Here is a 22,601-nt window from a genome sequence, read left to right on the forward strand (position 1 = left end):
GACGGAGTCCGCCATGCACGACCACCCTCTGCGCGATGGCGCGCACGCGCTGCCGGCACCGGCGCACCTGGACGCGTTCTGGATGCCGTTCACCGCCAACCGCCAGTTCAAGGCGCGCCCGCGCCTGCTGGCCTCCGCTGCCGGCATGTACTACCGCGATGTCGACGGCCGCCAGATCCTGGACGGCACCGCCGGGCTGTGGTGCTGCAATGCCGGCCACGCCCGCGAGCGCATCGTGGCGGCGATCCGTGAGCAGGCCGGCACGCTGGATTTCGCCCCGACCTTCCAGATGGGTTCACCGCTGCCGTTCGTGCTGGCACAGCGGCTGGCCGCGATCGCACCGCCCGGCCTGGGCCATGTGTTCTTCACCAACTCGGGCTCGGAGGCGGTCGATAGTGCGATGAAGATCGTGCTGGCCTACCACCGCCTGCGCGGCGAGGGCCAGCGCACCCGCTTCATCGGGCGCGAGAAGGCCTATCACGGGGTCGGCTTCGGCGGCATGTCGATCGGCGGGCTACCCAACAACCGCAAATGGTTCGGCCCCCTGCTGGCCGGCACCGACCATCTGCGGCATACGCTGGATCTGCAACGCAATGCCTACGCGCGCGGGCTGCCGGCGCACGGCGCCGAACTGGCCGACGATCTGGAACGCCTGATCACCCTGCACGATGCCTCCACCATTGCGGCGGTCTTCGTCGAGCCGGTATCCGGCTCGGCCGGGGTGATCCTGCCGCCGGAAGGCTATCTGCAGCGGCTGCGCGCCATCTGCGACCGCCACGGCATCGTGCTGGTGTTCGACGAGGTCATCACCGGCTTCGGACGGGTCGGCGAGGCGTTCGCGGCGCAACGCTTCGGCGTCACGCCGGACCTGATCACCGCCGCCAAGGGGCTGACCAGCGGTAGCGTGCCGATGGGCGCGGTCCTGGTGGCCGATGCGATCCACGCGGCCTTCATGCAGGGGCCGCAGAACGCGATCGAGCTCTTCCACGGCTACACCTATTCCGGCCATCCGCTGGCCTGCGCCGCGGCCATCGCCGCGCTGGACACTTACGCCGAAGAACACCTGTTCGACCGCGCGATCACGCTGGGCCCGCAATGGGAAGACGCACTGCACAGCCTGCGCGGGCTGCCGCACGTCATCGACATCCGCAACATCGGCCTGATCGGCGCGATCGAGTTGGCGCCACGTGACGGCGCGCCGGGCGCACGCGGCTACGAGGTGTTCGAGCGTTGCTTCCACGACGGCGGCCTGCTGGTGCGCGTCACCGGCGATGTCATCGCGCTGTCACCACCACTGATCGTCACCCCCGAGCAGATCGGGCAGATGATCGAAACGCTGGGGAATATCCTGCTCAGCACTGCCTGACGACCAAGGCACAGGCGCCCGCGTGTAACGCCGGCACGCGGCGCGGTCAAGCGCGCAAAGCCGGGGCAGGCTCACTACAATGCCGGGCCCGCACTTCCCCCGCAGTTGCCGCATGAACATCGTTGTCAAAGAAGAACTCAAGGCCTACATCGACCCGCTGACGCCCGACGAGCACGAGGCGCTGGAGCGCAGCCTGCTGGCCGAAGGCTGCCGCGATGCGCTGGTGCTGTGGGGCGATGTGCTGGTGGATGGCCACAACCGCTACGGCATCTGCCAGAAGCACGACCTGCCGTTCCAGACCGTACAGAACCCGCGCTTCCAGTCGATGCAGGACGTGCAGCTGTGGATGATCGAGCAGCACCTGGGCCGGCGCAGCGTATCGGACTTCCAGCGCGGCGTGCTGGCGCTGCGCAAGCGCGAGATCCTGGCCGCGCGCCAGCGCAGCCAGCGCGACGCCGACGCCGCTGCCGAAGCGCCGGCGGTGGCCGACGTTGAGCAGCCGGCCACCGGCGTCGACCACGACGCCATGCCGGCGGCCACGGACAACGACAGCCCGCCGTGGGAAGAGACCTCCACCCCGGTCAGCCGCGCCGAACTGGCGCGCGAGGCCCGCCTGAGCAACAACCAGGTGGTGATGATCGAACGCATCCACAAGCAGGCCGCCCCGGAAGTGGTGCAGGCGGTCAAGGCCGGCGAGATTTCGATCAGCGCCGCCGCTGCCGTGGCCACCTTGTCCGAGGACGAGCAACGCGCCGCCGCGCAGGCCGGCAAGGCCGAGCTCAAACAGGCTGCCAAGCGCGTACGCGACGCCAAGCGCAAACCCAAGCCCGACGAGGCCGAAGGCGGCGAAGCCGAACGCCGCGACATGAAAGCCCTGCAACGCCGCGTCAGCGAACTGGAAAACGAAAACGCCGCGCTGCAGGCCAAGGTGACCGCGCTGCAATCGCAGCTGGAGCGCCTGCGCGGCTAAGTGCCGGACGGTGCATCACCGTAGGAGCGCACCCGGGTGCGACGCGGCTTTCCCGGTAACGCTGTCGCGCTCAGGCGCGCTCCTACAGGACCGATCGGCTACTACCGCGATCGCTGCAACCACTCGTAGGAGCGCACCCGGGCGCGACGCGGCTTTCCCGGGAACCCCATCGCGCTCAGGCGCGCTCCTACAGGACCGATCGGCTACTACCGCGATCGCTACAACCACCCGTAGGAGCGCACCCGGGCGCGACATGGCCTTCCCGGTAACCCCATCGCGCTCAGGCGCGCTCCTACAGAACCGGTCAGCTGCTACCGCGATCGCCGCAAACACCCGTAGGAGCGCACCCGGGCGCGACATGGCGTTCCCGGTAACGCCGTCGCGCTCAGGCGCGCTCCTACCGCGCCGTCACGCCCGGCTGTGGACATGCCGTGCTCCGGCGACTGGGTACACTGCGCAGATGGAACCAAGCGTTAGCACTCCCCGCCCCGTCGATCCCCGTCGTGCCCAGCTGCAGCGCATGAAGCTGTTGGCGGTGGCCCTGCTGCTGGCCATGTTCGCCGGCTTCGTCGTCAGCCACCTGATGGGCGAACAAGGCGTCTGGGCCTGGGTCTCGGCCTTCTGCGAAGCGGCCACGGTCGGCGCACTGGCCGACTGGTTCGCGGTAGTGGCCTTGTTCCGGCGGCCGATGGGCCTGCCGATTCCGCACACCGCCATCCTGCCGCGCGGCAAGGACCGTCTGGCCGACGGCCTGGCGGTATTCGTGCGCGACCAGTTCCTCGCCCCCGAGGCGTTGATGGACAAACTGCGCGTGTTCGACCCGGCGAGCCGCCTCGGCGAATGGCTGGCCAAACCCGAACAGGCGCGCATGCTCGCGCAGATGGCGCGCAGCTGGATGCTGCAGGCGCTGGAACTGCTGGACGAGGCCGCGGTGCGCCGCGCGATCCAGCGCTTCGTGGTCGACCGTCTGCGCAAATGGAATGCCGCCGCCACCGTCGGCGATGTGATGGCACTGCTCACCACCGATGGCCGGCATCAGAAATTGCTGGACGAGGTGCTGCTGCGCCTGGGCGAGTGGCTGGATCAGGAGCAGGTCAAGACGCGCGCCTCGGCCTTGATCGTGCGCTACGCGCGGCGCGAGTGGCCCAAGCTGGTCGGCACGGTGAACTGGGTCAAGCCGATCGAGGAGATCGGCGACAGCCTGGCCGACCGCATGGCGCGGGCGGCGATCGAGGAGTTGCAGGACATCCTGAAGACCCCCGAGCACCCGATCAGGCTCGACTACGAAGCGTGGCTGCAACGCTACATCGCGCGCCTGCGCGACGAGCCGGCAATGGCCGAGCGCGTGGAGGAGCTCAAGCAACGCGTGATCGAACATCCGGCCTTGCAGGACTACGTGCAAGGCCTGTGGGGCGAGATCCGCGATGCACTGCGCAACGACCTGGCGCGTGAAGAATCGTCGATGGCCGCGCACATGGAGCGCTCCATGCAATCGCTCGGCCAGGCCTTGTCGCAGGATCCCTCGCTGCGCGAAGCCCTCAACCAGCACATGTTGCAGGCCGCCGACAAACTCACCACGCGTCTGCGCGCATCGGTGACCGACCATATCGCGTCGACGATGAAAAGTTGGGACGAACGTCACCTCGTCGAACAATTGGAATTGGGTGTCGGACGCGATCTGCAATACATTCGGTTCAATGGAACGTTGGTGGGCGGACTGATCGGGCTTGCCCTTCACGCATTATCGATCTGGCTGGCGTTCTGATGCATTGGCAATGACGTTGATCGCCCACCGGAAGCACGTGCGGACGCCGGGGAGTTTGCACGGGTTCTGATGATCGTCAGGCGCCACCACGAGACCGACCTCGCCGTCGGCCAGCACACCGGGCACGCAACAGGCAAGGCAAAGGAACAGAAATGCCGAATGGCCGCTGGGATCTGCGCAGAAAATACGGGCGCCGCGCATCGATCGGTGCCCTGCTGATTCTCGCCACAGGTCTGATTGCCGCCATTCTCGCCGGCCTGTCGCTACAGCGACATAACGAGCTCGAGCGCGAGCAGCGTTTCAACTATGTCGTGCGCACGCTGACACGCAACATCAGCGAGCGCATGTATACCTTCGAACACGGGTTGCGCGGCGCACGCGGTGCCTTGATCGGCGCCGGCAAGGATGTCATCAGTCGCGACCGCTTCACCTTGTACAGCCGCTCGCGCGATTACACGCGCGAGTTCCCCGGCGTACTGGGTTACGGCTACATCCATCGCGTCGCGCCCGCCGACGAAGAGGCCTTCCTGCAGGCCGCACGCGCGGACGGTGCACCGGACATCAAGCGCCGGCCGCTGGCGCCCTGGGACGGCGAGCGTTACATCGTGCTGTATTTCGAACCGGAGTCCTCGGGCAACCGTCCGATCGGTCTGGACATCGCCTCCGATCCGCGTCGACGCGCGGCGGCACTGCAGGCCGCACGCAGCGGCGTGCCGATCATGACCTCGCCGATCTCGCTGTCCGGTTATCGCATTCCCAGCGAGAGCGGATTCTTGGTGCTGCTGGCGGTCTATCGCGAGGGCATGCCGCTGCAGACGCCGCAACAGCGCATGGCCGCGACCAGCGGCTGGGTCTACGCGCCCTTCAGCGTCGAACAGATGGTGGAAAGCACCCTGGGCGAGCGTGACGACGTGGCGCTGGATCTGTCAGACCGCAACGAGCCCACTCACAACTTCTTTCGCAGCGGCACGCCGTCCAGCGACAGCGCGCGTCGCCCGCCGGTGATCCAGCAGCTGCAGATCTACGGCCGCACCTGGATCATCACCGCCCACCCCACCGCCAGCTTCCTGGCCTCGCTCAACCAGACCTCGCCATGGCTGACCGGCGGTCTGGTGCTGGGCGTGTCGGTGCTGCTGGCGGCATTGCTGGTGCTGTATTTCAGCAACGGCCTGCGGCGCGAGGAAGTGCTGCGCAAACAGATGGAGCTGGCGGCACTGGTCAGCCACTCCAGCGAGGCCATCGTTGCCGAAACCCCGGACGGACACATCACCCACTGGAATCCCGCTGCCGAAGCGATGTTCGGCTACAGCGCGGACGAGGCGATCGGCCAGAACCTGACGATGCTGCTGTCGCCGCAGCCATATGCGATCCCCGACATCGAGCACGCCGACGAGCACCATTCGGTCGATACCTCGGCGGCGCTGAGCATGCGCCATCGCGATGGGCATCTGGTCCATGTGCTGGCCAGCAAGGCCCCGATCATCGAACGCGATGCCACCCTGAGCGGGCACTCGCATTTCTTCCGCGACATCTCCGAGCGGGTGCGTTCGCATCAGCGCATCGTCGACCTGAATGCATCGCTCGAACACCAGGTCGCCGAACGCACCAGCGAATTGATGAAGTTCTCCGCGCTGCACCGGGCGATCCTGGCACACGCCGGCTTTGCCATCATCGCCACCGACTCCGGCGGCTTTGTCACGCTGTTCAATCGCGCCGCGGAAAAACTGCTGGGCTACAACGCCGACGAGGTGATCGGCCGCCGCAAGGCCGGCCAGTTCATCGAGCAGGAGGAACTGCAGGAGCGCGCGCACCTGCTGTCCGAGCAGACCGGCGCCCCGGTGGCGCATACGCTGGAGGCAATCGCCGCGCTGACCAGCCTGGGCCGCAGCGACACCAGCGAATGGACCTACGTCAGCCACGAAGGCCGCCGCCTGCCGGTGCTGCTGACCCTGAGCACCCTGCGCGACGATAACGACCAGGTGATCGGTTACCTGGGCATGGCGGTGGACCTGACCGAGCAGAAACTGCACGAGAAACAACTGCGCCTGGCGATGGATGCGGCCAAGAGCGCCAACCAGTCCAAGTCCGATTTCCTGGCCAACATGAGCCACGAGATCCGCACCCCGATGAACGCGATCCTGGGCATGCTGTACCTGCTCCAGCGCAGCGAACTGCCCGGTGCCGCGCAGGACATGGTGACCAAGATCGACCGCTCCGCGCGCTCGCTGCTGGAGATCATCAACGACATCCTGGACTTCTCCAAGATCGAGGCCGGGCGCATCGATCTGGAACGCGCACCGTTCGACCTCAATCAACTGTTCGACAACATCGCCGACCTGATGCGTTCCTCGCTCAGCACCAAACCGGTGGAAATGATCGTCGAACCGCTGCCGCGCGACTGCCGCTGGTTGCTCGGCGATGCGCTGCGCATCAACCAGGTGCTGGTCAACCTGGTCGGCAACGCGATCAAGTTCACCGAGCAGGGCGAAGTGGTGCTGTCGGTACGGCGCTTTCCCAGCGGCGATCCGAACAAGCTCAAGCTGCTGTTCTCGGTGCGCGACACCGGCATCGGCATTTCCAAGGAAAAGCAGAGCCTGATCTTCTCGCCGTTCCTGCAGGCCGACACCTCCACCAGCCGGCGCTACGGCGGCAGCGGCCTGGGCCTGACCATCAGCCGGCGCCTGATCGAATTGATGGGCGGCGAGCTGGAAGTGGAAAGCGTGCCCGGCCGCGGCAGCGAGTTCTACTTCGTGGTGACGCTGGAAAAATCCGCCCCGCCGCTGGCGCAGCGCGACCTGCCGGCGCTGCCGCCGGAAGCGATGCCACGGGTGTTGATCGCCGACGACCACGATGCGGCGCTCAACAACCTGGTGCGCATCGCCAGCGAACTCGGCTGGCGCGTGGATGCGGTCGCCAGCGGCCAGGCCGCCCTGCAGGCGATCGAGCAGGCCAGCGAGCCCTACGACATCTTCCTGCTCGACTGGCGCATGCCCGATATCGACGGCGTGGCGATCGCGCGGCAGATCCGCGCACGCGCCGTGCCCGGCCCGCATCCGGTGATCGTCATGGTCACCGCCTACGAGCGCCGGCTGCTGGAGCAGCATCCCGAGCAACAGGACCTGGATGCGGTGATGACCAAGCCGGTGACCAGCGCGGCGCTGCACCGGCTGGTGGAGCAACTGGTCCACGAACGCCCCGGCGCGCGGCCGGTGGCGCCCACCTTCGTGGCGCGTCGGCTGGAAGGCGCGCATCTGCTGCTGGTGGACGACAGCGAAATCAACTGCGAAGTGGCGCAGCGCATTCTTGAAGGCGAAGGCGCCATGGTCACGGTCGCCCACGACGGCGAACAGGCCATCAACACGCTGCGGCGTGCGCCGGAGCTGTTCCAGCTGGTGTTGATGGACGTGCAGATGCCGGTGGTCGATGGCTATGAAGCCACGCGGCGGCTGCGGCAGATCCCCGCGCTGGCCAGCCTGCCGGTGATCGCGCTGACTGCCGGCGCCTTTCGCCCGCAACAGGAGAAAGCGCTGGAAGCGGGCATGAACGGTTTCATCGCCAAGCCGTTCAATGTGGAGGAACTGGTCACCGCCATCCGCCACTTCCTGCAGCCGGGTGTACGGCGCATCCCGTCGCTGCCGCACGAGGCCGCTGTGCAGGGCGGCCCCGAGTGGGAACACGCCGACCCGGAGGTGCTGGATGCGGCGCGTGCACGCAGCCTGTGGCGCGAGCGCGAACCGTACGAGCGCTATCTGCTCAAACTGCTGCGCGACAACCCCGAGCCGGCCGAGGCCGCAGCCGAACATCTGCGCCGCAACGAGCTGCCGGCGATCGGTGCGCTGGCGCACAAGCTGCGCGGCGCGGCCGGGTCGCTGGCATTGCCAGCCCTGGCCGGTGCCGCCAGCGACCTGGAAACCCGCATCGAGCAGGGACACGACATCACCTCGGCACTGCTCGCACTCAAGGACACCATGCAGCGTACCGCCGCGGCGATCCATGCCTTCCTGCAACACGGCGACAGCGACGCGGAAGCAGGCGATGACGATGCCGCGCTGGACGCGGACAGCGTGCAGATCCTGGAAGCGGCCCTGGGCAGCGACGATGCCGACAGGATCGACCACGCGCTGCTGATCTGCGCGCCGCATCTGCCGCGCAACCTGCAGGAAGCACTGCAGCGTGCGGTGGAAGATTTCGACTTCCGTCGCGCCGAGGCCACCTTGCGCGACTGGCAAGCCACTCACCTGCGCTGACCGCTCACCACGCCGGTGGCAAGGAGCCTCCATGCCGCATCGTCCCCTGCTGTGTGTCGACGATGAATCCAGCAACCTGGCCACCCTGCGCCAGCTGCTGCGCGACGATTTTCCGCTGGTGTTCGCCAAGTCCGGCGGCGAAGCGCTGGAGGCGGTGCTCCGCCACACGCCGGCGTTGATCCTGCTGGATGTCGAGCTGCCCGACATGGACGGCTATGCGGTGGCGCGCACGCTCAAGCAGCAGCCCGCCAGCACGGCCATCCCGATCCTGTTCGTGACCTCGCGCAGCAGCGAGCACGACGAACGTACCGGACTGGAAGCGGGCGCGGCCGATTACGTCAGCAAGCCCTACTCGCCCGCCCTGCTCAAGGCGCGCATCGCCACCCAGTTGAAGCTGGCCGAAAGCGCGCGCCTGGCGCAGCACTATCGCGATGCGATCCATCTGCTCGGTACCGCCGGGCAAGGTCAGGATGCCGACACCGGCGCGCATATCTGGCGCATGGCCGCCTATGCGCAGGTGCTGGCCGAGCAGGTCGGCTGGCCTGCGCAACGGGCGCAGCTGCTGCAGGATGCCGCGCCCCTGCACGACGCCGGCAAGATCGCGGTGCCCGGCAACATCCTGCACAAGCCCGGTGCATTGGACGAACACGAACGCACCGTGGTGCGCCAGCACCCGCAGGTCGGCCACGACCTGCTGCGGCACGGGCGCGGGCCGGTGTTTCAGCTGGCTGCGGAAATCGCGCTGCATCACCACGAATGCTGGGACGGCAGCGGCTATCCCAACGGCCTGGCCGGCGAGGCCATTCCCGAATCGGCGCGCATCGTGGCGGTGGCCGACGTGTTCGACGCGCTGTGCGGGCGGCGCGCCTACAAGGCGCCGTGGACGGTGGACGATGCGATGCGCAAGCTCGACAGCATGGCAGGCAAGCAACTGGAACCGCGCCTGGTGCAGCAATTTCGCGAGGCGTTGCCGCAGGTCCTGCAGATCATGGATGCCTGGGATAGCGCGGCGCCGGGGACCTGAAGAGCCGGGAATCGGGAATCGGGATTGGGGATTGGGATTGGGGATTGGGGAATCGGGAATCGAAGAGCGGGGAGCGCGGGACGGGCTGATCAGTTTCTGGGCCGATCGGGTGAGTTGGCACAAGGCATTCGCGCCCGTCTTTCGGGGCGTACGGCTCTCTCAGGTGGGCTGGTGGTGTTATCGGCCCTGTGATGCGTACGCAGTGTTGCCTGGCGCGTGCTTGAACACCGCTTCGCACGGGCGGACAATAGCCATGTTGCGCCGCACAACACCGTGCGACGCGGGCCGGTCCGATCGCCATCTGCGCGCCACCGATGCGGCCCCGCAACCGAGAGTCCGATGTCCTCCAGCGTGTCCGAGGCCGGCGTCACGCCGCCGCGTTATCCCGATTACCGCATCATCTCGCTGATCCTGGCCTGCGCCATCTTCATGGAGCAGATGGACGCCACCGTGCTGGCGACCGCGCTGCCGACCCTGGCGCGCGATTTCGGCGTTGCCGCGCCGGCGATGAGCATCGCCATGACCAGCTACCTGCTGGCGCTGGCGGTGCTGATCCCGGCCAGCGGCGCGATCGCCGACCGCTTCGGCCTGCGCCGCGTGTTCGGCGCATCGATCTGGGTGTTCGTCGGCGGCTCGATCCTGTGTTCGCTGGCCGACAGCCTGCCCACCATGGTCGCCGCGCGCGTACTGCAAGGCGCCGGCGGCGCGATGATGGCCCCGCTCGGCCGGCTGATCCTGCTGCGCACGGTGGAGCGCCGTCACCTGGTGTCGGCCATGGCCTGGACGCTGGTGCCGGCCTTCATCGGCCCGATGCTGGGCCCGCCGCTGGGCGGCTTTTTCGTCTCGTATCTGGACTGGCGCTGGATCTTCTACATCAACGTGCCGATCGGCATTGCCGGCTTTTTGCTGGTACGCCGTTTCATCCCGGAAATTCCCACCGACACCACACCCGCACGTTTCGACCTGCGCGGTTTTGTGCTGTGCGGCACCGCGTTGGGCTGCCTGTTGTTCGGCCTGGAAATGGTCAGCCAGCAGGACGGCATCGGTACCGCGAGCTGGCTGCTGGCCATCGGCGGCAGCGCTGCGCTGGGGTATCTGGGGCATGCACGCCACCACCCCGCTCCGCTGCTGGACCTGAGCCTGCTGCGGATCGATTCGTTCCGCTTGTCGGTGATCGGCGGTGCGCTGATGCGCATCACCCAGGGCGCGCATTCATTCCTGCTGCCGCTGCTGTTCCAGATCGGCTTCGGCATGAGTGCCGCGCACAGCGGGCGCCTGATCCTGGCCACCGCGCTCGGCGCACTGCTGATGCGCAGCATCACCCCGCAGTTGCTGCGCCGCTTCGGCTATCGCAACAGCCTGATCGGCAACGGTGTGCTCGCCAGCCTGGGCTACATGGTCTGTGCGTTGTTCCGGCCCGACTGGCCGCCGGCGCTGATGTTCGGCCTGCTGCTGTGCTGCGGCGCCTTCATGTCGTTCCAGTTCGCCGCCTACAACACCATCGCCTACGAAAACGTGCCCGCATCGCGCATGAGCCGCGCCAGCAGCCTGTACACCACCTTGCAGCAACTGATGCTCTCGGTCGGCGTATGCGCCGGCGCAATGATCCTCAAGCTGGCGATGCTGGCCGGCGATCACACCCAGCCTGCGCAACGCGATTTTTCGCTGGCGTTCTGCGTGGTCAGCCTGATTTCGCTCAGCGCCACCTGGTGGCATGTACGTTTCGACAAGGATGCCGGGCAGGAAATGAGCGGGCACCGGGCTTCGAGCGGCTGACCGCGAGGCTGCGTAGCCGGCGCAGCTACATAGCCGTGACTGGAATCGGCGTGCACTGCCCCGGCAACTGCGGTTTCCATGCGACATCCTCATCCAGTTGCCAACTGCTCGCACTGCTTGGTTGACCAGTCTTGCAGCGTGTCATGTCCGCCAACTCGCATGACAGCACCCCACAGGCGCCGTCATGCCTGCCATCACCGCGCCTTGTCGTTTTGCCGCGACGCGGCCCCGGCACGCGTCACCAGCAGGAACGCCAGCGGAAAGCCGATCTCGATCGCAACTGCCGCGAAGATGCCGGCGTTGACATGCCCGGCCACCCACTCCGCCACGCCCAGCACTGCCAACAACAGGCACGCGGTGACGAAGCCCGCAACCACGGCACGGCGCCCTGGCGACGGTGGCGCCGTTCGCACCAGCAGCAGCATGACGCCGATGGCCGCATACAGCGGTGCGGCGCGTCGGCCGAGCACGCCCAGCGCGTCGCTGTCGAAGGCCACGCCCCAATTGGCCAGCATGGCCGCAGGCGCCAGCAGCCAGGCAGCGCCCAACGCGAAGAACGACAACGCGGACAGCGTGGCCAGGTAGCGAAATGCGCGCGATGCGATCGGCGCGCTCATGCGTTCACCTCCACGACCGTGCGCCCCTGCACCTTCCGCGCGTCGCCGCCAGAGTGGGGCTGATGCAATCCGCGGCCGCTGGTCAGCACCCGGTCTGCAACCGCAATGCCGGCATCGCGGGATGCCTGGACTACACCGGCAAGATCGACGCCAGGAATCAGCGGAAGATGGCAAGTGATCGGGCCACCTCTGCTCACCGCCACCGCCATCGCGTGGTGGCAGTTGCCGGTCGAATACTCGACAGCAACCCTCACCTCGCCCGGCATAAACGCGTCTTCGTTGAACCGGACCAGCCTGGTAACCACCGGCTCGCTGGTCTGAACGCTGAGCACTGCATTGAAGGTCATTGCCTTCTCCTGTTGGGGTCAAGACCGCGCGCGACCGCGTCACCACCGACGCATTGGTAACGGCATGCACACTGCAGTCGCTGCGGCTCGTTTGTGCAGCAGTGCAACCCGGCGTGGCGCAGCTGAAACCTGTTGCGCTCATCGCCAGGGCCGGCATTTGCAGTGGTTTGTCGGCCGGGCTTATCCGGCGTGGGATGGCGTCGTGGTCTCGGGTGGCGTCTTCGCATCGAGCTGCAGGTTCTTACGAATCAACGCCTGGAACACACCCGCCGGCGCAAACCGCCGCAGGAACTGCAGCTGTCCGGCGATCTTGCCCGCGGTGTAGCGCACATTGGGCTGCTGCGCGCGCGCCGCCTTCACCACCACGTCGGCGACGACGGAGGGCTCGTCCGCGCTTGCCATTGCCTGCGCCACCACCTGGCCGACCTGGGTACGGACCTGACGGTAGTTTTCCAGTGGCGCATCCGGGGCGAGAGTGTTCGCCTCGAACTGGGTTTTGGTGTAGGCCGGCTCGATTACCGTGACCCGGATTCCGTAGCTGCGCAGCTCGTGGTCCACCGCTTCGGAGTAGCCCTCCACCGCGTGCTTGCTGGCCGCGTACAGCGCCGCATACGGCGTGGGCACCAGCCCGATGATCGAGCCGATGTTGATGATGCGGCCACTGCCCTGGCGGCGCATGTGCGGCACCACTGCGCGCGTCATGCGCACGACACCGAGGAAGTTGGTGTCGAGGATGGCCTTGGCCTGCTCGATCGAGCTTTCCTCCGCAGCGGCGGGAGACACACCGAAACCGGCGTTATTGACCAGCAGGTCGATGCGCCCTTCCCGTCGCAGCAGCTCCTGGATCGCGGCGTCGACCGATTCGTCGCTGGTCACATCCAGCGCCAGCAGCGTGAAGGCGCGCTGCCCGGACTGCGCGCCGCGACGGCTGGTGCCGTACACCGTATAGCCGGCGGCAGCCAGCGCGTTGGCAGTTGCTTCGCCGATGCCGGAGGAGGCGCCGGTCACCAGCGCAACAGGGGGTTTGCTTGTCATTGGAATTCCTTGAGTGCAGTGAGTGACAGGGCGGCAGTCGATTGACGATCACGCCGCGACTGGGAAGCGATGGCTTGGCTAAAAACGCAGTCCTACCGGTGAAAGCTCGACCACGTGTGTGGCGGATGCACGCCTGTCGGTTAGTTGGATGCCTGCAACGACGACAGGATCTGGTCGCGACACACCGCGATGATTTCGTCGGCCAGTGGCGAATCGTTCGGGCACGACCGCGACAGCACGATGGCGCCGATGGCGTGCGCCATCATGTCCAGGTTGCTGGCGCGCTCCGCTGCTGCCTCGGCGGTGCCGGGCGCAGCGCCGCTGCGGTCGAGCGAGGCCAACAGGTTTTCGACCCCGGCGGCGAACGCCTCGCGCACTTCCTCCGGCTGGCGCGCGGCATCGGCGCCCAGCGCCGCCATCGTGCAGCCGGTGGCAAGGCTGTCGCGATGTCCGCGCGACAGATAGAAGTTCACGAAATCCGCCTTGTCCACGTGCTCGGTCTGCGCGGCGATGTTGGCCAGCCCGCAGGCCGCCGATTCGGCCATCAGATCCGCCTTGGAGCGGAACTGCTTGTAGAAGCCGCCGTGGGTGAACCCTGCAGCGGCCATCAGATCGGCGATGCCGATCCCTTCGTAACCGCGCTCGCGAAACAGCACCGAGGCCGTCTCGACGACGTGCGCCCGGTTTGCCTGCGCCTGTGCCTTGGTCACTTTCATCGTTGGGACACTCCGTGCTGGTGCGGGACTGGGTAGAGCGACAGCTTACTTTGATGTCGTTCGTCATCAAAGTGTTGACACTTTAGATTTTGATCGTAATCTTTGTCAACCTCTGATTCCGAGCTCCCCCAATGACCCACCCTTCGCTGTTCGAACCCTATGCACTGGGCGCGCTGACCCTGGCCAACCGCATCGTGATGGCCCCGCTGACCCGCAACCGTGCGGGCGCCGGCCTGGTGCCGAGCGCACTGGCGGCCACCTACTACGCCCAACGCGCCTCGGCCGGCCTGCTGATCACCGAGGCCACCCAGATCTCGCCGCAGGCCCAGGGCTATCAGGACACCCCCGGCCTGTACACGCCCGAGCAGATCGCCGGCTGGCGTGCGGTCACCGACGCCGTGCATGCCAAGGGCGGGCGCATTTTCGTGCAGCTGTGGCATGTGGGCCGGGTGTCGCATGTCGACCTGCAGCCGGGCGGCGCTGCACCGGTTGCGCCGTCGGCGATCCGCGCGGCGACCAAGGTGTTCGTCAACAACGGCTTTGCCGATGTCTCCGAACCACGCGCGCTTGCGCTGCACGAACTGCCGGGCATCGTCGACGACTTCCGCCAGGCAGCGGCCAATGCGATTGCCGCCGGCTTCGATGGCGTCGAAATCCACGGCGCCAACGGCTACCTGCTGGAGCAGTTCATCAAGGACGGTGCCAACCAGCGCACCGATGCCTACGGCGGCTCGATCGAAAACCGCGCGCGCCTGTTGCTGGAGGTGGTCGCTGCAGTGAGCAAGCAGATCGGCGCCGATCGCACCGGCGTGCGCATCTCGCCGGTGTCGCCGGCAAGCGGCATTTCCGGCAGCGATCCGCAGCCGCACTACGACTACATCGCCGAGCAGCTCGATGCGCTGGGCATCGTCTACCTGCACGTGGTCGAAGGTGCGACCGGCGGCCCGCGCGACGCGGCCCCGTTCGACTATGCCGCGCTGCGCAGCAAGTTCACCCGTACCTATCTGGCCAACAACGGCTACGACCTGGAACTGGCCAACGCCCAGTTGCGCGCAGGCAACGTCGACCTGGTGGCCTTCGGCCGCCCGTTCATCAGCAACCCCGATCTTGTCGAACGTCTGCACACCGGCGCAGCGCTGGCGCCGTTGAACCCGGCCACGCTCTACGGCGGTGGTGCCGAAGGTTATATCGACTACCCGTCCCTCGCCGGCTGAGGCTGTCTCGCCTGGCGTCTTTCATCCACTGTCATCAAGGAACCCTGCATGTCCACACTTCCCGCTGTCCTCATCACTGGCGCCTCCACCGGTATCGGCGCCGTCTACGCCGAGCGCTTTGCGCAACGCGGCCACAACCTGGTGCTGGTCGCACGCGACAAGGCCCGCCTGGATGCGCTGGCGGCGCGTCTGCACGCTGCGCATGGCGTCAGCGTCGACGTGCTGCAGGCCGACCTGACCCAGCCCGCCGACCTGACCGCAGTGGAAGCCCGCCTGCGCGATGACGCGCAGATCGGCATCCTGATCAACAACGCCGGCATGGCGCAGTCCGGCGGCATCCTGCAGCAGAACGCCGAGGCGATCGACCGCCTGCTCGCGCTCAATGTCACCGCGTTGACGCGCCTATCTGCCGCGGTTGCGCCGCGCTTTGCGCAGTCCGGCAGCGGCGCGATCGTCAACCTCGGCTCGGTGGTGGGCTTCGCTCCCGAATTCGGCATGAGCGTCTACGGCGCCACCAAGGCCTTCGTGCTGTTCCTGTCGCAGGGGCTGCACCTGGAGCTAGGAGCTAAGGGCGTGTATGTGCAGGCCGTGTTGCCGGCCGGTACGCGCACCGAGATCTGGGGGCGTGCCGGTATCGACGTCAACACGCTCAGCGATCTGATGGACGTGGGCGAACTGGTCGATGCGGCACTGGTTGGTTTCGATCGCCGCGAACTGGTCACCATCCCGCCGCTGCACGTGGCCGAACGTTGGGACGCACTGGATGGCGCGCGCCAGGGACTGCTGTCTGACATCCGCCAGGCCACCGCCGCCGAGCGCTATCAGCCGGCGGCCTGACCGGCCCGGCGGCGCGCCCGCCCGCAGCGCTTGCCACGGTGAGCGCTGCGGGCCTGCGCTGATGTGTCGCGCATTCGCCCTGCTGCATGGATGCGTCGATGCAAACCGCCCACATGGCGATCAGGCGGCAGGCACGCAGTTGCCAGCGCACAGGTGAAGGCGGCCGGGGCCCACATCGCGCCTGGCCACGCATCCAGACAACGACAGCAGTGGACCCGAACCAGATGAAAGCACTCACCTTCAAACGCTATGGCAAATCTCCCGACATCGGCTTCAGCGAGCGCGCCCGCCCGACGCTGCAGCCCGACGAACTGCTGGTCGAGGTGCACGCGGCAGGCGTGAACCCGATCGACAACATGATTCCCACCGGCATCTTCAAACCCGTGGTGAAGTTCGAATTGCCCGCCACGCTGGGCAGCGACGTGGCCGGAATCGTCATTGACGTCGGCAGCCGCGTCACCCGCTTCAAGCGGGGCGATGCGATTTTTGCCAGCGTGTTCGATCTTGGCCGCGGCATCATCGCCGAGTATGTCGCGGTACCGGAAAGCGCCGCAGCGCTGAAGCCGGCCAATCTGGATTTTGTGCAGGCGGCATCGCTGCCAATGGTCGCGCTCACGTCCTGGCAGGCCCTGAAGGAACGTGCCGACCTGCAGCCCGGCCAGAAAGTGTTCATTCCTGCCGGTTCCGGCGGTATCGGCACCATCGCGATCCAGCTGGCAAAACACCTCGGCGCCACCGTCGGCACCACCACCAGTACCGGCAATGTCGCGCTGGTGGACAGCCTTGGCGCAGACGAGGTAGTCGACTACAGGCAACAGGACTTCGAGACCGTGCTGCGCGGCTACGACATCGCGCTTGGCACGATGCGGGGCGATACGATCAAAAAATCGCTCACCATCCTCAAGCGCGGCGGCAGGATCGTGTCGCTGGTCGGGCCGCTGGATGCAGCCTTTGCCCGCGCACGCCGGTTGAATGTCGTGCTGCAATTCGTCTTCGCCATGATGAGCCGCAAGATCATCCGTCTGGCGAACAAGCACAACGTCGCCTATTCGTTCCTGTTCGTACGCCCCAATGGCACGCAGCTGGCCAAAATCGGCGAACTGCTCGAAGCCGAACGCCTCCGCCCGGTCATCGACAAGGTGTTTGCGTTCGACCAGGCAAAGCAGGCGCTGGAGTATCTGGCGCAAGGCCGCGCCAAGGGCAAGGTGGTCGTCAAGATCAAGTAAGAAGCAGGATACAGGGCACCCAATCTGCGGCTTGTCTGCAGGGCCCTGGCGGCATTGTTGCCGCCAAGGGCCCTGCACGGACGAATTCACGGCGTGTCCCACGTGCGGTGAGGGCACCGCACGCTCGACTCACCAGCAAGCGTCGTTTGAAGTGAACAGCATCAAGCCCAAAGGCGGCTCTTTGATGCAAGACAACGACGTTGCCCACTCACTACAACGAGGATGATGACGAAGCACTCGCTCCGCCATCACCTCGCTGCACACGCTTACATCCCGTGCGCCGCCAGCTGCCCGAGACGCTGCACTGCGACCGACACGGTCGGGTAGTCCAGGGTCTTCTGCTCGGCCACATCGGCGAGCATGGCCAGGGTGAAGCGCAGGCTGGAATCGTCGCGTGCCAGCCAATTGGCCACCTTGTCCTCGGCGCTGCTGCCGGGCAGGGTCAGCACCTGCGCCACCAGTGCGCGTTGATGGGCGGCCAGCTCGTCGCGCAGCACGCCGCGTGCCACCGCGTGCCAGCGGCCGTTGACCTCCAGCGCGTCGATCTGCTCGAACAACCACGGCAAACGCAGCGCTTCGCCCAGGCGGAAATGCACCTTGGACACGTCCACCGGCTTGAGCTTGCGGGTGCGTGCGGTTTCGATGATGTCGAAGGCCGGTTCCAGATAGCGTAGCTCGGACAACTGCTGCGCCAGCTCCGGCGGTAGGCCCTTGTCCTGCCATTCCTGCACGTTGGCTTCGTACTGCGGGCGCTGCGTATCGGAGAGCACACCGGAGGCGACACGGATGTCGTTGAACGGGCCGTGGTAACGCTCCACCGCCGCGGTGATGCCCGGCATCTGGCCCGGACGCAACAGCAGCCAACGCACGAACGAGCGCTGCAGGCGCCAGATCACTTCCAGCGCATCGATCTGCACCGACTCGGGTACCTTGCCGTCCAATGCGTCGATCTGCGTCCACAGCGCGCGTGCATCCAGCGTCTCGCGGCTGATGGTGTAGGCCTTGGCGACCTCGGCGATGCTGCGGCCGGTGTCTTCCTGCATGCGCATCAGGAAGGTGGCGCCCATGCGGTTGATGGTGGTGTTGGTCACCGCGGTGGCGATGATCTCGCGCTTGAGGCGGTGACGCTCCATCGCATCGGCGTACTTTTTCTGCAGCGGCTGCGGGAAGTAGCGCTGCAATTCCTTGGACAGATACGGGTCTTCCGGAATATCCGATTCCAGCAGCTGCTGGAACGCCACCAGCTTGGAGTACGACAACAGCACCGACAGCTCCGGGCGCGACAAGCCCTGCCCGCGCGCCTTGCGTGCGGACAGTTCGGCATCGGAGGGCAGGAACTCGATCTGGCGATCGAGCAGGCCCTGCAATTCCAATGTGCGGATGAAGTGCTGCTTGGAGCCGAGACGTTTGACGCTCATCCGCTCCATCAGGCTGATCGCCTGGTTCTGGCGGTAGTTGTCCCACAACACCAGGTCGGCCACTTCGTCGGTCATCGACGCGAGCAATGTGTTGCGCGCGTCGTAGGTGAGCTTCTTGGCCTGCACCATGTCGTTGAGCAGGATCTTGATGTTCACCTCGTGATCGGAGGTGTCCACGCCGGCCGAGTTGTCGATGAAGTCGGTGTTGAGCAGCACCCCGGCCTGCGCGGCCTCGATGCGGCCGAGCTGGGTCAAGCCCAGGTTGCCACCCTCGCCTACTACCTTGCAGCGCAGCTCGCCGCCATTGACGCGCAGGCCGTTGTTGGCGCGGTCGCCCACATCGGCGTGCGACTCGCTGGACGCCTTGACGTAGGTGCCGATGCCGCCATTCCAGAACAGGTCCACCGGCGCCTTGAGGATGGCGTTCATCAGCTCGTTGGGCGAGAGCTGCTTGACGTTGGATTCCAGGCCCAGGACCTCGCGCACCGGCGCGCTGATGTCGATGGATTTGAGCGTGCGCGGATAGATGCCGCCACCGGCGCTGATCAGCTTTGCCTCGTAGTCGGCCCAGCTGGAACGCGGCAGCTTGAACAGGCGCTCGCGCTCGGCGAACGAGGCAGCTGCATCCGGATTGGGATCCAGGAAGATATGCCGGTGATCGAACGCGGCCAGCAGGCGGATATGCCGTGACAACAGCATGCCGTTGCCGAACACGTCGCCGGACATGTCGCCGATGCCGACCACGCTGAAGTCCTGGCTCTGGCAATCGCGCCCCATCGCACGGAAGTGGCGCTTGACCGACTCCCACGCACCGCGCGCGGTGATGCCCATGCCCTTGTGGTCGTAACCGACCGAACCGCCGGAAGCGAACGCATCGCCCAGCCAGAAGCCGTGGTCCAGCGCCAACCCGTTGGCGATGTCGGAGAACGTGGCGGTGCCCTTGTCGGCCGCGACCACCAGGTACGGATCATCCTGGTCGTGACGCACCACCTGCGGCGGCGGCACGATCTTGCCGCCGACGATGTTGTCGGTGATGTCGAGCAGGCTCTGGATGAACAGCTTGTAGCAGGCGATGCCTTCGGCCTGGATCGCATCGCGGTCGCCGCCGACCGGCGAGCGCTTGACGTAGAAACCGCCCTTGGCCCCGACCGGCACGATGACGGTGTTCTTGACCATCTGCGCCTTGACCAGGCCCAGCACCTCGGTGCGGAAATCCTCGCGCCGGTCCGACCAGCGCAGGCCGCCACGCGCCACCGCGCCGAAGCGCAGGTGCACGCCCTCCACCCGCGGGCTGTAGACGAAGATCTCGCGGTATGGGCGCGGCTTGGGCAGGTCCGGCACGATCGAAGAATCCAGCTTGAAGCTGATGCAGTGGCCGTGCTTGCCGCTCTTGTCGGTCTGGTAATAGTTGGTGCGCAGCGTCGCATCGATCACACCGATAAAGCTGCGCAGGATGCGGTCCTCGTCCAGGCTGGAGACGCGGTCCATCAGCTTCAGCAGCGTCGCGCGGGTGGCTTCCTGCTGCGCATCGCGGTCGCTTCCGCGCGCCTGCAACACCGGCTCCAGGGCCTTGAGCGTGGCCTCGTCGTCACCTGCCAGCACCGACAGTTCCTCGCGCAGGCGTTCCTGCCCGGCGAAGATCTGCGCCTTGGTCTCGCTGCCGGTGGCCGGATCGAAGCGCGCTTCGAACAGTTCCACCAGCAGGCGCGCCAGCAGCGGGTAACGGGTAAACGTCGCCTCGACATAGGCCTGCGAGAACGGCACAGCGGTCTGCAGCAGATACTTGCAGTAGCCGCGCAGCAGCGCGACCTGGCGCCAGTGCAGGCCGGCGGCCAGAATCAGGCGGTTGAAGCCGTCGTTTTCGGCATCGCCGCTCCAGATCCGCTCGAAGGCTTCGCCGAAACCGGCGTCGGCATTGGCTGCGTTGATCTTGCCGGAGGTCGATTCGACCTCGAAATCCTGGATGTAGACCGGCGTCTCGCCGACCTGCAGCCGGTACGGCCGCTCGGAGATCACCCGCAGGCCCATGTTCTCCATCATCGGCATCGCGTCGGACAACGGGATGTCGTCGAGCTGGCGATACAGCTTCAGGCGCAGGCCCTCGCCGGCGTCCAGCCGCACGCCGTCGTCACGACGGATCTCCTGCAGGCTCAGGTGCAGATCGTCCGGGCCGTCCAGTGCGGCCAGATGCTCGACGTCGGACACCGCCGATTCGATCGACGAGTCCTCGATATAGCCGGCCGGCAGCGCACGCCCGAAGTTGGCGGCCATGCGCAGGCCATTGACCTCGCCATGCCGCGCCACCAGCGCCTCGCGCAGGGCATCGCGCCAGTTGCGCAGCAGATGCGCCAGCCGCGACTCGAGTTCGGTGGTGTTGAATTCCAGCGCCTCGCCACTCTTGGGCCGCACGATCAGGTGCAGCTGCGCCAGCGGCGACTCGCCCAGCACCACGCTGGAATCGATGTATTCGCCGTGCAGCGCGTCCTTGAGCAAGGCCTCGATGCGCAGCCGCACATCGGTGTTGAAGCGTTCGCGCGGGATGTACACCAGCGCGGAGATGAAGCGGCTGTACTTGTCGCGGCGCAGGAACATGCGGCTGCGCACGCGCTCCTGCAGGCCGAGGATGCCGATCGCGGTGCGATACAGCTCTTCCTCGTTGGACTGGAACAGCTCCTCGCGCGGCAGCGTCTCGAGGATGTGCCGCAACGCCTTGCCGCTGTGGCTGCTCGGGGTCAGCCCGGACTTGCTCATCACGTATTCGTGGCGCTGGCGCACCAGCGGGATTTCCCACGGGCGGCGGTTGTAGGCGCTGGAGGTGAACAGGCCCAGGAAGCGCTGCTCGCCGACGATGCGGCCCTTGGCATCGAATTCCAGGATGCCGATGTAATCCATGTAGCCGACCCGATGCACGCGCGAGCGCGCATTGGTCTTGGTCAGGATCAGCGCATCCTTGAGCTTGGCCGAGGTGTTCAGGCCGTGCGCCGCCAGCGTGGTCACCGGGCGCGCCGGTGAGGTGTCGCGCCCGCGCATCAGGCCCAGGCCGGTTTCTTCCACCGGCGCCAGCACGTCCTGGCCGTCCTGCTTCTCCACGCGGTACTCGCGATAGCCGAAGAAGGTGAAGTGATCGGCCGCCGCCCAGCGCAGGAATTCCTGCGCCTCGTGGCGGCTGATGTCGTCCATCGGCAGGCGGCGGGTGGCCAGGTCGTCGGCCAGCATCACCATCTTTTCGCGCATCGACGCCCAGTCGTGCACGATCGCGCGCACCTCGCCCAGCACCTTGCGCACCGCCGCCTCCACCTTGGGCATGTCCTCGGCGGGCTGGCGGTCGATCTCCAGCACCATCAGCGACTCGCTCTTGCCCTCGCCCACCGCGGTCAGCTTGCCGGCCTTGTCGCGCGCAATGCGCAGCACCGGGTGGCCGAGCACGTGCACGCCGATGCCCAGGTCCGACAGCGTCATGCTCACCGAGTCCACCAGGAACGGCATGTCGTCGTTGACGATCTGCAGCAGCGTGTGCGGCGATTCGTAACCGTGGCTCTTCAGGGTCGGGTTGAACACCCGCACGTTGACCGTACCGGCCTTGCGCGTGCGCGCAAATTCCAGCATGTCCGCCGCCAGGGCCGCCCACTGTTCGGCCGGGTGGTTGGGGAACTCGTCCTCTTCCATGCGCCGGTAGAAGTCGGCGGCGAACAACTGCACCTCGGACTGGCGGGCGGCCGGGTAGCGCTTGCGCAACGCGGCAAACACCGGCTCCAGGGTGACCGCCTGCGGCGCGGTGGCAAGCACGGGGACGGCATGGTCGGCGACCGGTTTGACCGACGTCGTGGACGATTTCGAAGCAGCTTTCTTGGCTGTCATGAGAGCGCTGGGATGCTCGGTGGAAAACCTGAATTGTACCGGCGCCGGATGAAGACGCCTTGCTGCATAGCGCAAAATCCTGGTCGGACGCCCGCCCCCGGCGCGGCGCAAAAGCGCTACCCGACTGTAATTCCTGCAGCGGCGCCGGATTGGCGCCTGCATGGCCACCCGCCAGACCGCCACAA

The 22,601-nt window shown here is 66.6% G+C and carries 14 protein-coding genes; 9 read left to right on the forward strand and 5 right to left on the reverse strand.

Annotated elements, in window-relative coordinates:
- Window positions 1–13: 13 nt before the first annotated feature.
- The 6 genes from GGR73_RS06905 to GGR73_RS06930 all read left to right on the forward strand — a co-directional run bounded on the left by GGR73_RS06905 (window position 14) and on the right by GGR73_RS06930 (window position 11,148).
- Complete coding sequence (locus GGR73_RS06905) at window positions 14–1,366, forward strand: aspartate aminotransferase family protein (protein ID WP_184456161.1); 1,353 nt, start codon at window positions 14–16, stop codon at window positions 1,364–1,366.
- Window positions 1,367–1,478: 112 nt separating this feature from the next.
- Window positions 1,479–2,336 carry a plasmid replication/partition related protein gene (locus GGR73_RS06910; RefSeq protein ID WP_104628159.1) on the forward strand — a complete coding sequence of 286 codons (858 nt, stop codon included), beginning with the start codon at window positions 1,479–1,481 and terminating at the stop codon, window positions 2,334–2,336.
- A gap of 460 nt (window positions 2,337–2,796) precedes the next feature.
- Complete coding sequence (locus GGR73_RS06915; RefSeq protein WP_024940197.1) at window positions 2,797–4,101, forward strand: DUF445 domain-containing protein; 1,305 nt, start codon at window positions 2,797–2,799, stop codon at window positions 4,099–4,101.
- Between the two features lie 152 nt (window positions 4,102–4,253).
- Window positions 4,254–8,348, forward strand: a complete 4,095-nt coding sequence (locus GGR73_RS06920) for a CHASE domain-containing protein (protein WP_184456163.1) — start codon at window positions 4,254–4,256, stop codon at window positions 8,346–8,348.
- 31 nt (window positions 8,349–8,379) lie between these two features.
- Complete coding sequence (locus tag GGR73_RS06925) at window positions 8,380–9,372, forward strand: HD-GYP domain-containing protein (protein WP_046343123.1); 993 nt, start codon at window positions 8,380–8,382, stop codon at window positions 9,370–9,372.
- A gap of 339 nt (window positions 9,373–9,711) precedes the next feature.
- A complete protein-coding gene (locus tag GGR73_RS06930) occupies window positions 9,712–11,148 on the forward strand; it encodes a DHA2 family efflux MFS transporter permease subunit (RefSeq protein ID WP_184456165.1) in 1,437 nt (478 codons plus the stop codon).
- Between the two features lie 194 nt (window positions 11,149–11,342).
- On the opposite strand, the gene GGR73_RS06935 is transcribed toward GGR73_RS06930, so the two are convergent.
- The 4 genes from GGR73_RS06935 to GGR73_RS06950 all read right to left on the reverse strand — a co-directional run bounded on the left by GGR73_RS06935 (window position 11,343) and on the right by GGR73_RS06950 (window position 13,863).
- Entirely contained in the window at window positions 11,343–11,765 is a 423-nt protein-coding gene (locus GGR73_RS06935) for a hypothetical protein (RefSeq protein ID WP_184456167.1), read from the reverse strand.
- Window positions 11,762–12,112 carry a hypothetical protein gene (locus tag GGR73_RS06940; RefSeq protein WP_184456169.1) on the reverse strand — a complete coding sequence of 117 codons (351 nt, stop codon included), beginning with the start codon at window positions 12,110–12,112 and terminating at the stop codon, window positions 11,762–11,764. Before GGR73_RS06940 ends, GGR73_RS06935 begins: the two co-directional genes overlap by 4 nt.
- Window positions 12,113–12,292: 180 nt before the next feature.
- Window positions 12,293–13,147, reverse strand: coding sequence for an oxidoreductase (locus GGR73_RS06945; protein ID WP_184456171.1), 855 nt, complete (start codon window positions 13,145–13,147; stop codon window positions 12,293–12,295).
- A 140-nt stretch (window positions 13,148–13,287) separates the two neighbouring features.
- Complete coding sequence (locus GGR73_RS06950) at window positions 13,288–13,863, reverse strand: TetR/AcrR family transcriptional regulator (RefSeq protein ID WP_016904436.1); 576 nt, start codon at window positions 13,861–13,863, stop codon at window positions 13,288–13,290.
- Between the two features lie 131 nt (window positions 13,864–13,994).
- Here GGR73_RS06950 and GGR73_RS06955 point away from each other — a divergent pair, with 131 nt between their 5' ends.
- From GGR73_RS06955 to GGR73_RS06965, 3 genes are all read left to right on the forward strand, one after another.
- Complete coding sequence (locus GGR73_RS06955) at window positions 13,995–15,077, forward strand: alkene reductase (protein ID WP_184456173.1); 1,083 nt, start codon at window positions 13,995–13,997, stop codon at window positions 15,075–15,077.
- A gap of 48 nt (window positions 15,078–15,125) precedes the next feature.
- Window positions 15,126–15,914 carry an SDR family NAD(P)-dependent oxidoreductase gene (locus GGR73_RS06960; RefSeq protein ID WP_039522015.1) on the forward strand — a complete coding sequence of 263 codons (789 nt, stop codon included), beginning with the start codon at window positions 15,126–15,128 and terminating at the stop codon, window positions 15,912–15,914.
- A gap of 224 nt (window positions 15,915–16,138) precedes the next feature.
- A complete protein-coding gene (locus tag GGR73_RS06965) occupies window positions 16,139–17,140 on the forward strand; it encodes an NADP-dependent oxidoreductase (RefSeq protein ID WP_184456176.1) in 1,002 nt (333 codons plus the stop codon).
- Window positions 17,141–17,406: 266 nt separating this feature from the next.
- Here the strand turns inward: GGR73_RS06965 and GGR73_RS06970 are convergent, their stop codons facing one another.
- Window positions 17,407–22,416 carry an NAD-glutamate dehydrogenase domain-containing protein gene (locus tag GGR73_RS06970; protein ID WP_184456177.1) on the reverse strand — a complete coding sequence of 1,670 codons (5,010 nt, stop codon included), beginning with the start codon at window positions 22,414–22,416 and terminating at the stop codon, window positions 17,407–17,409.
- Between the last annotated feature and the right edge of the window lie 185 nt (window positions 22,417–22,601).

The sequence above is a fragment of the Xanthomonas sp. F14 genome, assembly GCF_014199865.1.

Excerpts from the sequence above, each read along its gene's own strand:
- GGR73_RS06925 (WP_046343123.1), top strand. The coding sequence starts at position 8,380 with ATGCCGCATCGTCCCCTGCTGTGTGTCGACGATGAATCCAGCAACCTG.
- GGR73_RS06920 (WP_184456163.1), top strand. The coding sequence starts at position 4,254 with ATGCCGAATGGCCGCTGGGATCTGCGCAGAAAATACGGGCGCCGCGCA.
- GGR73_RS06940 (WP_184456169.1), bottom strand. The coding sequence starts at position 12,112 with ATGACCTTCAATGCAGTGCTCAGCGTTCAGACCAGCGAGCCGGTGGTT.
- GGR73_RS06910 (WP_104628159.1), top strand. The coding sequence starts at position 1,479 with ATGAACATCGTTGTCAAAGAAGAACTCAAGGCCTACATCGACCCGCTG.
- GGR73_RS06935 (WP_184456167.1), bottom strand. The coding sequence starts at position 11,765 with ATGAGCGCGCCGATCGCATCGCGCGCATTTCGCTACCTGGCCACGCTG.
- GGR73_RS06970 (WP_184456177.1), bottom strand. The coding sequence starts at position 22,416 with ATGACAGCCAAGAAAGCTGCTTCGAAATCGTCCACGACGTCGGTCAAA.
- GGR73_RS06930 (WP_184456165.1), top strand. The coding sequence starts at position 9,712 with ATGTCCTCCAGCGTGTCCGAGGCCGGCGTCACGCCGCCGCGTTATCCC.
- GGR73_RS06950 (WP_016904436.1), bottom strand. The coding sequence starts at position 13,863 with ATGAAAGTGACCAAGGCACAGGCGCAGGCAAACCGGGCGCACGTCGTC.
- GGR73_RS06960 (WP_039522015.1), top strand. The coding sequence starts at position 15,126 with ATGTCCACACTTCCCGCTGTCCTCATCACTGGCGCCTCCACCGGTATC.
- GGR73_RS06945 (WP_184456171.1), bottom strand. The coding sequence starts at position 13,147 with ATGACAAGCAAACCCCCTGTTGCGCTGGTGACCGGCGCCTCCTCCGGC.
- GGR73_RS06905 (WP_184456161.1), top strand. The coding sequence starts at position 14 with ATGCACGACCACCCTCTGCGCGATGGCGCGCACGCGCTGCCGGCACCG.
- GGR73_RS06915 (WP_024940197.1), top strand. The coding sequence starts at position 2,797 with ATGGAACCAAGCGTTAGCACTCCCCGCCCCGTCGATCCCCGTCGTGCC.
- GGR73_RS06955 (WP_184456173.1), top strand. The coding sequence starts at position 13,995 with ATGACCCACCCTTCGCTGTTCGAACCCTATGCACTGGGCGCGCTGACC.
- GGR73_RS06965 (WP_184456176.1), top strand. The coding sequence starts at position 16,139 with ATGAAAGCACTCACCTTCAAACGCTATGGCAAATCTCCCGACATCGGC.